Below are 10,538 nucleotides of genomic sequence, written 5' to 3'. Positions count from 1 at the left end.
GGCGTCGAACTCGGCGCGGCGTGGCGCGTTTCATGGCCTCATTCGCCCGCTTACGGCCGATCTGCCCGTTGGGGCGTGGTGGTGGGGGGTCCCCGGGGTATCTGCGGGGCTCTGCGGGCCGCGAGGGCGTCGGGTGGTGACCCCGCGAGGGCGACGGCTTGGTGGGCGCTCGGCGGCGAGGGCGTGGCGATCTCGGTCATGGGCCCAAAAGCGCTTGCGCGGCAACGCTTCTCGTGCGTTTGTGCTGGTGGGGGCGCGGTTGTGCTCCCCGCGGTGGCGGGGCGGCTCCGGGGCTCTCAGGGCCTAAACCCGCTGGTCAAGGCATGTTTTCGGGCACCCCTAGGGGGTACGGTGTATGCCTGGTCGTGGATTCCGACAGTACGGGGCGGGTCCCTGGCTGATCGCACCGGGGAGGGGTCCCCACCCCCTGCCTCGACGATGCCCTACACCGGCCCCACGTCCTCGCTGACGCCTTTGCGGCGCTCGACGTCCGTTGGCGACCCTCGACGACCCGACACCACACCGACGATCTGGGGTCGCGTGAAACGTCGAGACGAAGAAGTCTCGACGGGGGTTTCCCCGTCATCCCTAAGGGATGAGGGAAACCGTGACCGGTACCGGTCACGCACCTGCCGTGACCGCTTGACCTGCGGGTTTGAGTTCAGCGTGATCGCTTGTGACCGGTGCGTGACCGCTTTTGTGGCCGGTTGGGTGCGTGACCGCTTGACCTGCGTTTTTGTCGATTCGAGGCCGAAAGCGTGGCCGGTGCGTGACCGCTTCCTTGCACTTGATAGTTCCCACTGTTGCATAGCGACCATATGAGACCCCTACCTCGGATCACCTGTCATGATTGACGGTCAACCGCGTGTCGAATACGCCATTCGTGACGCAGCGCGACATCCTTGTTTGTATGCCTGCTCAGCATCCCGATGTGACTCCTGGCACCGCCAAGGCGCTGTACGCGAATGCGGTTACCTGTGCTGCCGAGGACTGCTCCGAACCGCTGTATCGCTCGGTCCCCGGCGGTGCTCGTGTGTTGAACTCTCGGATTTCTCACATTTGTGCGCGCTCAGAGAACGGTCCGCGCTGGGACCCGTCGATGACGCCTGCGGAGAATCAGAGCCCCGCCAACTTGTTGATCCTTTGCCTATTTCACGCGGACGTTGTGGACAAAGCCGAACAAGTTCAGAACTATCCGGTGACGAAACTTCAGCATTGGAAGGCTGATCAGATCGCCCAGTATGACCGCGCGGCCGCTGAGGGGTCTCATGGTTGGCGCCTGAGCGATGCTGAGGCCGTCGAAGTGGTCGAGAAGTCGGACCACACCACCGTGAACATCGCTGCGGACACGATCTATGTCGGCGGCATGGGCGGGACGTTGGGTGGTGCAGGTGGTGGCGGAGGCGTCATCGGCGGGGGGTTCGGTGGTCTCGGCGGTAAGGCTCCGGCAAAGATCATTCTCAACGGACAACACGGCCAATGGCCTGGCGGCGCCCCCGGCGGCGGCGGTGTGATGTTCGACCCGTGGAGCGCGATACTTGAGCGATCGTCTCGCATCGCTGAGGGGAGCGGCCATGCTCGGACTGTCGATGACGACGCGACCATTCCGAGCGGTGCCCGTGGTGCTGATGCGTTGCGCCTGTCGGCGCTCACGTTCGCTAATTACGTCTCGCACAGGCACGGCCTCGTTCATGTGATCGAAGGGGTATGGCAGAACTACTCAGTAGCCGAGATTCCGACCTCAGTCACCGTTCCGTTGCTCTGTGTCTTCGAGGCCGGTCGGATGGGGCCCGGTAGCTATGAGGCAACTGTGAGTCTGCGAGCCCCATCGGGCGAGGAACGAGTCAGTAACCGGGTAGAGGTCGTCGTCGAAAAGACCGGAAGTCTCGTCCGGATTCCCTATGTCACAACACTCGTCACCGAACTCGTCGCTGACGACCTGGGGCTGTGGTCGGTAGTTGTCGAAGCCGCCGGAACGTGCCTTGGTGCGGTCGATCTGATGCTGAAACAGAGGGACGACGACTAGTTGCCGTCTGATCGCGAGAGAAACCACCGACCGGGTTGCTGGTTGGCGCCTCGTTCGATCCCGTCGCGTTTGATCAGTGCCCCGCGTTGGGCCGCTGCGGCGAGGCGTCGCCGGGCCCGTTCGATCTGCCCCTTGGTGGGGCGTGAGGCCTCGCACAACACAACGGCCACATCTTCGGTGCTCGCACCCCTCGGACCGCAATTGCGGACGATCTCGACGACGTCGGTGGACTTGGTGTCGACGGTGCTGTCGCCGGTCTCGGTGTGAGTGACGACCAACGGGCCGACGTCGTCCATAGGTTGCTTCAGGTGCAGCAACGTGACCACGGGGTCACCGGCAACGCCGTGAATCAACACGACGGACCCCGCACCCGACGTGATCCACGTCGACCCGTAGACGTCGCCGAGAGCCTTCGGCGGACCGTCGCCACTGCCGTTCTTCTTCATGTGGTGCAACTCGACAACGTCGATACCTTCTGCGAGGACCAACTGACGCGCTCGGTTATACGCGGCTCCGACTCGATCCTCAGATAGACCGACGGCGGCGTCTTTGATCGAGTCGACGACGACGCGATCGCCGGGCCCAAGTCCGGCCGCGGTGCATAGGTCGAGGAACTGGCGCTCGTCGACGGCGAAGTCGGCCAAGGGCGGACCCTTCAGAAATACCAACCGGCCTGCGAGCACGTCGCGATTAGCGGCGCTGAAGAACCGCGCGTAGTTGCGGGCGATCTGCCGGGGGCGGTCCATCGCGAGAACTAATACCTTTGCGCACTCGGTGACGGGGTAACCGAGAACGTCGGATCGGAGGCCGACTGATGCCGAAACTAATTGCGCGGCAATGGTCGACTTGCCCACGCCGGGGGTACCCGCGATGACCAAGGACTCACCTTCGGCCCATAGGACGCGATTTCCGACACCCCACACTGCGGGCGGCGTTGCCGGTTGGTCGAGGATGAACGCCGCGCCATCGACCAACCGCTCGCTGTAGGCCTCGACGTTCTCGGCGCGTTGAGCGGCGCGCTCGGCGGCAATTTCCTCGACCCACTGGTCGGCGGTGTCGTCCTGGTCTTCGGTGGGCACTGCGGCCAACTTGATCACGTCTCCCATTCGTCGGCTCATCGCGCGACCACCGCACCCCGGACGGCGCCGGTCAGCGACCGGGTGACTTCGCCCGTGGCCTCGCTGCTCGCGGGGATACGACCACCGGCCTCACGTGCGCGACGACCCGCGGGGGTGACCTCGGTGAGGTAGGCCTCGACGATCCGCATGACGGCCCGGTAGACACCGGGGCACCCACCGCGGCAACCGTCCTCGGCGCGGCCGGTACCGAACCGGACAGCCTTCCAAATGAGGCTGTTCATCGTGGGGTAGGCGTTGCCGCGCATGGCGAAGTGAAGCGATACCGGGTCGCCGATGTCGGCCATGTGCTCGCACGGCGCAGACTTCGCGCCGGGGAGCGTCGCAACCAACCGTCGCCACTCACGCGGACCGACGTCCTCACCGGAGAACACGAACGCCGACCACTCTTCGGGCACCGCGGCCCGGCGCGAACGGCGCTCGGTGACCTTCAGGCCGTCGACCCACTTCGGGGGCAACTCGGGGAGATCGTCGACGTTCGGCACGTCGCACGGTTCGAGGTCGGGACCGAACCAGCGGTAGGCGCGTCCCTCGACGACCGACGGCCACACGACGGCGTAACGGTGATGTGCCTGGATGATCTCGACCGCGGGGCGAATCTCCCCGCGCAGCTTGGTTCCGGCGGGCACCCGAAAGTAGTAGATGCCGCTGCCGGTCTCGGGGTCGCGGCTGGTGCTCATGTACGTGTCTGGCAGCGGTCCCCACTGCTCCACTTTCGCGCGCATGGTCTGGTCACCGTGCTTGTCGCCGTAGATGTCGACGTCGATGCCGATCACGCCGTCGGCAACGCGCAGGCACACGTTGCCGACGAGGTCGTCGAACCGAGCGAGGGCTTCGTCGTCGGTAGGCCGGGGATTCCTGCCGCCGGTGGTGTCCTTCGGGGGCGGATACTTCTGCCCCGCGGGGAGGGGCAGGGGGGTGCCGAGACCGGAGGCGATCAGTTCGGCTGCGGCCGTGAGGAGCGTGCTAGACTCGGAGGCGTATTCCGCCTTCTCGTCGGTAACACGCTCGGAACTCGCCCTCGCATCGCGGGGGCGTTTTTCGTTGTGCGACATTGTATTCCGTTCAGATAATCGGGAACACACACCGTCTCCCCGGTTCCGCCGTAGCTCGACCCGGTGTGTGTATCCCTGTTCTCGTCGTTGCGGCGCTACCCGCTACGGCGTCTAATATACCTGCCGATCAGCCAGCGGCGCGCCGAATCTGGTTGTCGGGCAATCGGTTTCGGTATCGGTTGACGTCAATCGGTGACGGTTCGACGTAGGCGAGGAACACGTCGCGCTGCACATCCGACCCCGGCACAATCGACCGGCACCGCCGGTTCTGATGGGCGATGGCCCCGCCGGTGCGACGGCGCTCGACGTGGATTTCGCCACGCCGAAGCACCGCCGACACCTTCCAACACGTCCGGCACACCGGCATGTCGGCGCCGTCCGGGCCGAAGAACCGCGCATCCTTGCGCGCGCTACGCGGCATCATCGCCGTCATCCTTCGGCCCGAACTCGGTCTTCCATTCCAACTCGATCGCGGCCGGGTCGTCGCGCAGCGGGTCTAGCGGCTTGCCGTCGCGGCCGAACTCGGCGGTCTTCGCCCGCTGGGCCTCGGCGATCCGCTGGCGCCGTTGCCGGGCGAGCTGTGACCGCTTGACGTTGGCGGCGTCCCTGCTGCCGTCGATGTGCTGCCCGAACCCGCGACGGTAGCTCGGGTGTAGTCGGCGGTTGGCTTCGATCTGCTCTTTGCTCGGCAGGTATCCGCCGAACCCGCGACCGGCGCTCACTGGTCGACCCCGGTCATCAGGCGACGCGCAGCGTCGGTGACTTCGAGCCGGTCGAGGATGTCGTCGACGACGGCCCACGTCTCGGCCGACGTGTGGCGGTGGTCGTTGCCGACGGGCCACGCATCGGGTCGGCCGGTCGCGTCGACCGCGAACCCACGGTCGGCGCGGCGCCGGACCCAATGCAGGCAATTCGCGATGTCGAGCGTCCGGGCCGCGATGTCGGCCCTCGACTTCCATGCCGACACGACACCTTTGGTGATCGCCTCGTCGGCCGTGGTGACCCCGTCGAGGGCGGGTGCAATCTTCTCGGCTTCGGTGGCGATGTCGCGAAGGTCGGCGGCGACCGCCGACATCAGCTCCCGGCGCATCCCGGCGATGTCCTCGGTGAGTGCACGGGCGGTCTGGCGCAGGACCTCGATACGGGCTGCGGCGAGGGCGTCGGCGTCGTTGCGTGCCCGATGGAACTCGACCAGCGCGGCCACGTGCTCGCCGTCCGGGTCGACCGGTTCACCCGCTGCGCCGCTGGCGCGCATCGCCTCGACGATGCGGGGAGTGGGGTCTGCGGTCTCCGGGACCGTGAGCGCGCCGAGTGCGCGGGAATGGCCGCGCAAGGTGCGCTTCTCGGTCGGCTCCCAGAGTTCTACAGGACGGCCCGAAAGGACAGGGCGCAGCGACGTGCGTGGTCGGTCGTCGTTGCGGTGCGCGCTGGCGATGGCCGACGACGTGCTCTCGGTCGCGATGCGTAGGCGTTCGTCGGATGCTCTCTGCGCGGCGCTGGACGCGCGGGACGCGAGAGCGGCGGGCGGGGTCGTGGTGATGTCTTCGACAGTCATCGGTTCGTGTCCTCCTGATAGTTGAAACGGACGCCCCAGCGGAAGGTCTGCGAGAGGTCGGAATAGTAGGGCTGTTTGCCCGAATCGCGCATCCGCACAATGCGATTCGCGAGCCGGACGACAAGGGATCGCTTCGGCGGGACGGTGCCGGTCGGCCATCGCATCCCGAACTGACGGCCGATCTCGCCGACCTCGACGCGCTCCGGGATCGTGAACGGTTCGGGGATAGTGTCGGCGGTCATCGGAGCGCGCCCCACTCGATTTCGCTGGCCTGCACGGCCGCGTCGAGGGCCTGAAGGCGCTCGGCGGTCTCGGCCTCGTCGAGGGGCGACGCGACCAAGCAGAAACGGGCGAGGCCATAGAGCGCGGGGGCGAGGGTGAGCAGGTCGGTAGCGGTGAGGTCGAGTCGGGCGCCTGCCTCGGTGGTGATCGTCGTGATGTCGCCGACGACGTCGACGCGGGCGGCTGCGGTGTTGGTGTCAGACATGACTAGTTGTTCTCCTGTGTGGTGGGGCGGCTCGCGAAGGCGAGTCGAATGGTGGTGCGCTGCTCGTGGATCGCCTGGCGCTCGGCGTCGGTCATGCGCTGGCCCCGAACTCGGCCGGGTCGCGGAACTGGTCGGCGAGTTCTCCGCGGGCGCTCTTGGCCTTCTGGCTCTCGACCCACCGGGCGAGGTCCGGTTCGTCGCACACCAGACGTTTGCCGAGAATGTACATGACGGGACCTCGCCCGTACTTGTGCATCTCGCGGACACCTGCGGGCGAGGTTCCGATGATGTTCGCGACTTCGTCTAGGGTGAATCGTCGAATCTCGACGTTCGTAGTGGTCATTTTGTCTCCGGTTTCGTCGGTGTTTCTGACACCCCAAACAATGACCAAGCAAAATGAGATCGTCAAATGTCAATATCGCTCTGACCAGCATATATGTTCGTCAACCGTGACAACTATAGGGCACCCTAATTTTGCCGAAAATAGCGCTACCTGCGGCAATGAAAATTGCCGTGATCGCCAACCGTGACAACTAATCCGAAGTGTGAGGTGCGTCACATAGGCGTGTACGGTTCTGCTCGCAATTGATCGCTAACCCGTACAGTGCAGAGCATGACGACAACGGACAAACCGGCACAGAAGCGCGGGCGCCGCGCAGGTGTTGAGGACCGATGGACGATCGCGAAGCGCGACCCGGTCACCGGGCGCCGAATGCGATCAACCAAGTACGGGAAGGGCAACCGGTGGCAAGGTCGGTTCGTCGACGCTGACGGCCACGAACACATGAAAACCTTTGCGCTGAAAGACGATGCGCAACAGTGGGTCGACCAGAACACGGCCGATCTGGTCACCGGCAAGTTCGTGCGCAAGGCAGCGGGGGAGCGCACCGTCGGCGAGGTCGCCGAGCAGTGGATCGACGCGAAGGCCGCGCGCAAACCGAAGACGGTCGCGGGGTACCGGTCCCTACTCGACACATGCGTTCTCCCGACGTGGCGCGATACTCCGCTGGCTGGTGTCGACTTCGCCGGTGTCCGGGCGTGGGTGCTGGCGATGCAAGCGGGTGAGCACGCGGTGCCCGAAGGTGCCCGCCGTCGGGCGCTCTCGGCGTCGCGCGTGATCCAAGCGCATCAGGTCCTCCGTCAGGTCCTCGGTGACGCCGTGCGCCTTCAGCTACTCCCATCGAACCCGGCCGACGGCGTCGAGTTGCCGCGCAAGACCGAAGCCTCGAAGCGGTTCCTCGACCACGCCCAAGTCGAGGCGCTCGCCGACGCGATGCCGTCACCCGCCGACCGGATCATGGTCTACGTGCTCGCGTATGCCGGTCTGCGCTACGGCGAAGCGGTCGCGCTGCGCCGGGTCGACGTGAATCTCACCGACGGCCGACTCGACGTCGCGAGGTCGGTGACGTGGGTCAGAGAGCAAGGCGCCGTCGAGGGCACAACCAAGGGCCATGAGTCGCGCTCGGTGCCGGTGCCTGCGTTCCTCGTCGAGCTTCTCCGCGATCACCTGGACACCCTGCCGAAGGCAACCGGCACGTTGGTGTTCGGTGGTCGTGATGGGTGGATGACACCCGGCGAGTTCCGGTGGCGGTTCGATCCGGCCGCGACCGCTGCCGGTGTCGAGGGCCTCACGCCACACGAACTCAGGCACACCGCGGCCTCGTTGGCGATCCGCTCCGGCGCCAACGTGAAGGTTGTGCAACGGATGCTCGGGCACAAGTCGGCGACGCTCACCCTCGACCGATACGGGCATCTCTTCAGCGACGAACTCGACGCCTTGGCGACCGCGCTGAACGACGCTCGCACGGCTGCGCTGAAGCCTGCCGAATCGACCCCCGACATTGGGCAGATTGTGGCGATGCTCGACCTCTCAGCGGACCAAATATCGAGGCTTTCGGACCTGCTCGCGAGCACCTAAGCGGGCGCTACTGCGAGCAGTTGCGAGCAGTTGAGGCGCTACCCCTAGCGGGTATGTGGTCGAAAACCTGCCTTGAACTGGTCTTTCTGGTGCCCTCGGTGAGACTCGAACTCACACTGGACGGGTTTTGAATCCGTTGCCTCTGCCAATTGGGCTACGAGGGCATCTGCCGCCGCGAGCGGCTGCAACAGACAACTGTAGATGATCGGCCGGAAGCCGCGTGAGCCGGTACTCTTCGGAGCATTGGTGCTGGCCGTGAGCGTGTGGATGCGGCCGGTTGTGACCGCTCTGGTCAACTCGACGTGGAGGAGGGATTGGTGACTGTGGTTGAGAATGTTCCGGCCCAGGCCGAGGACAAGCAGACTGCACACAAGGTGCTCGTCGCCGAGGACGACTCGCTGATCCGGATGGACCTCATCGAGATGCTGCGCGAGGAGGGCTACGACGTGGTGGGCGAGGCGCCCAACGGGCAGGCGGCTGTCGATCTCACCGAGAAGCTCTCGCCTGATCTCGTCATCATGGATATCAAGATGCCGGTGCGCGACGGGATCGACGCCGCCACCGAGATCGCACAGAAGCGGTTGGCGCCCGTGGTGATGTTGACGGCCTTCAGTCAGCGCGACTTCATCGAGAGAGCTCGGGATGCCGGCGCGATGGCGTACTTGGTGAAACCGTTCTCCAAAGCCGATCTTGTTCCAGCCATGGAGGTTGCTGTAAGTCGCTATCACGAACTGAAGATGCTCGAAAAAGAAGTTGCGACAATGCAGGACCGACTCGAAACGCGAAAACTGGTCGAGCGCGCGAAGGGTTTGCTCATGGAGAAGCAGTCATTGTCAGAACCAGAGGCGTTCAAGTGGATTCAGCGCGCGGCGATGGATCGCCGTACCACGATGAAGGCCGTCGCGCAGGTCGTCGTCGAAACGTTGGGACCCACAGACTGACCCTCAAGTCGGCCGCGTTAAATCTGTGAAAACGCGTCGACGGTGACTAGCGGATTTCTCTTTCATTGCCGCACGCGATCTCGTATCTCGGTCTATGTTTTCTCAAGGTCTCCTCAGTAGACCTCCCGGCCACAGGGGGTCGGGTGGCTGGACGAGAGGTAGTAAAGATGCATCGTCGCGTGACGACCGCAGCGCTAGGGGCGACGCTGGCCGCTGTGCTCGCCGTTTCGGCATGTAGCAGTAAGTCCACCGACTCGGATTCGTCATCGAGTGGGTCGGCATCAGCGGGGTCGGGGCTCACCATTTCGGCTCTCGCCCAGATCGATACGGAGGGCAAGGAACAGCCGAAGGCGTCGGATGCGGAAGCTCTCGATCCGGCATCGCCGAGTGGACAGAAATGCGACCCGGCGACCATCGCAATGGCGGGTGCACTGACCGGGGCTGACGCGGCGCTCGGTATCAACATCGTCGACGGTGCGCAGCTCGCCGTCGACCAGCACAACAAGGCCAACCCCGACTGCAAGATCACCCTCAAGCGTTTCGACACCGAAGGTGACCCGCAGAAGGCAACACAGGTTGCACCGACCATCACCAACGACGACTCGATCATCGGATTGATCGGTCCCGCGTTCTCCGGTGAGACCAAGGCGACCGGCGGCATCTTCAACCAGGCAGGACTCGTCTCGGTGACCGCTTCGGCCACCAACCCGACACTCACCGACAATGGTTGGAAGACCTTCTACCGCGGCCTCGCCAACGACGACATTCAGGGCCCCGCCGTCGCGAAGTACCTGACCGGGGCAAAGGGCAAGAAGAAGGTCTGCGTCATCAAGGACGACACAGACTACGGCGCGGGCTTGGCGAAGGCCGTTACCGGCGCACTCGGCTCCGCCGCGGACGCCGACTGCTCGGGTGACGTCAAGAAGGGTGAGCGCGACTTCTCCGCCATCATCTCGAAAGTCACTGCGGCACAGCCGGATGCGGTCTTCTACGCGGGCTACTACGCGGAGGCCGCGCCGCTCGCGCAGCAGCTCAAGTCGGCTGACTCGAATGTTCTGTTCGTCTCGGGTGATGGTGCGAACGATCCGCAGTTCACCGCGCAGGCCGGCGATTCTGCCAAGGGCGCGCTGCTCTCGTGCCCGTGTGGTCCCGCTCCCGACAAGTTCGCTTCGGACTACAAGGCAGCGTTCAACCAGCCGCCGGGCGTGTACTCGGTCGAGGCGTACGACATCGCGGCGATCATGATGAAGGGCATCGAAGAGGGCAACAACACCCGTCCCAAGTTGCTCGAGTACATCAGCAAGTACAACGGCACAGGTCTTGCCCGCAAGTACTCGTGGACACCGAAGGGTGAACTCACCACATCGCTAATCTGGGTATACGAGGTCAAGTAAGTACGACAACCAATCGCGCCCGGCCG

Annotated in this window: 12 protein-coding genes and 1 tRNA gene; 4 read left to right on the top strand and 9 right to left on the bottom strand. The window is 64.8% G+C overall.

Annotation, left to right across the window (positions count from 1 at the left end):
• The first annotated feature begins 1,198 nt into the window (after window positions 1-1,198).
• Window positions 1,199-2,026, top strand: a complete 828-nt coding sequence (locus B3T59_RS03635) for a hypothetical protein (protein ID WP_287001500.1) — start codon at window positions 1,199-1,201, stop codon at window positions 2,024-2,026.
• Here B3T59_RS03635 and B3T59_RS03630 read toward each other — a convergent pair.
• The 8 genes from B3T59_RS03630 to B3T59_RS03595 form a co-directional block, all read right to left on the bottom strand.
• Entirely contained in the window at window positions 2,023-3,132 is a 1,110-nt protein-coding gene (locus B3T59_RS03630) for an AAA family ATPase (protein ID WP_287001499.1), read from the bottom strand. The two genes, B3T59_RS03635 and B3T59_RS03630, sit on opposite strands and share 4 nt — an antisense overlap.
• Before the next feature lie 8 nt (window positions 3,133-3,140).
• Window positions 3,141-4,217: a bifunctional DNA primase/polymerase gene (locus B3T59_RS03625; protein WP_287001498.1), complete on the bottom strand. Its 1,077-nt coding sequence runs from the start codon at window positions 4,215-4,217 to the stop codon at window positions 3,141-3,143.
• Window positions 4,218-4,344: 127 nt separating this feature from the next.
• A complete protein-coding gene (locus tag B3T59_RS03620; RefSeq protein WP_287001497.1) occupies window positions 4,345-4,641 on the bottom strand; it encodes a hypothetical protein in 297 nt (98 codons plus the stop codon).
• The gene (locus B3T59_RS03615) at window positions 4,628-4,939 is read right to left on the bottom strand and encodes a hypothetical protein (RefSeq protein ID WP_287001496.1); all 312 of its coding nucleotides are present in this window, start codon (window positions 4,937-4,939) and stop codon (window positions 4,628-4,630) included. The genes B3T59_RS03620 and B3T59_RS03615 overlap by 14 nt, the downstream gene beginning before the upstream one ends.
• Window positions 4,936-5,772, bottom strand: coding sequence for a hypothetical protein (locus tag B3T59_RS03610; RefSeq protein WP_287001495.1), 837 nt, complete (start codon window positions 5,770-5,772; stop codon window positions 4,936-4,938). The genes B3T59_RS03615 and B3T59_RS03610 overlap by 4 nt, the downstream gene beginning before the upstream one ends.
• Window positions 5,769-6,014, bottom strand: a complete 246-nt coding sequence (locus tag B3T59_RS03605) for a hypothetical protein (RefSeq protein WP_287001494.1) — start codon at window positions 6,012-6,014, stop codon at window positions 5,769-5,771. Before B3T59_RS03605 ends, B3T59_RS03610 begins: the two co-directional genes overlap by 4 nt.
• A complete protein-coding gene (locus B3T59_RS03600; protein ID WP_287001493.1) occupies window positions 6,011-6,259 on the bottom strand; it encodes a hypothetical protein in 249 nt (82 codons plus the stop codon). Before B3T59_RS03600 ends, B3T59_RS03605 begins: the two co-directional genes overlap by 4 nt.
• A gap of 91 nt (window positions 6,260-6,350) precedes the next feature.
• Window positions 6,351-6,602 carry a helix-turn-helix transcriptional regulator gene (locus tag B3T59_RS03595; protein ID WP_287001492.1) on the bottom strand — a complete coding sequence of 84 codons (252 nt, stop codon included), beginning with the start codon at window positions 6,600-6,602 and terminating at the stop codon, window positions 6,351-6,353.
• Window positions 6,603-6,872: 270 nt separating this feature from the next.
• Between B3T59_RS03595 and B3T59_RS03590 the strand changes: the two genes are divergently transcribed.
• Complete coding sequence (locus B3T59_RS03590; RefSeq protein WP_287001491.1) at window positions 6,873-8,177, top strand: tyrosine-type recombinase/integrase; 1,305 nt, start codon at window positions 6,873-6,875, stop codon at window positions 8,175-8,177.
• An 87-nt stretch (window positions 8,178-8,264) separates the two neighbouring features.
• Here the strand turns inward: B3T59_RS03590 and B3T59_RS03585 are convergent.
• A tRNA-Leu gene (locus tag B3T59_RS03585) sits at window positions 8,265-8,341 on the bottom strand.
• Between the two features lie 153 nt (window positions 8,342-8,494).
• Between B3T59_RS03585 and B3T59_RS03580 the strand changes: the two genes are divergently transcribed.
• Window positions 8,495-9,118, top strand: a complete 624-nt coding sequence (locus B3T59_RS03580) for an ANTAR domain-containing response regulator (RefSeq protein WP_005208748.1) — start codon at window positions 8,495-8,497, stop codon at window positions 9,116-9,118.
• 167 nt (window positions 9,119-9,285) lie between these two features.
• Entirely contained in the window at window positions 9,286-10,512 is a 1,227-nt protein-coding gene (locus B3T59_RS03575) for a branched-chain amino acid ABC transporter substrate-binding protein (protein WP_005208747.1), read from the top strand.
• Window positions 10,513-10,538 lie beyond the last annotated feature (26 nt).

The sequence above is a fragment of the Gordonia sp. UBA7860 genome (assembly GCF_002500165.1).
Classification (GTDB): Bacteria; Actinomycetota; Actinomycetes; order Mycobacteriales; family Mycobacteriaceae; genus Gordonia; species Gordonia sputi.
Note: the sequence above shows the minus strand (reverse complement) of the source record. Positions and strands in the feature narration are given on the sequence as shown.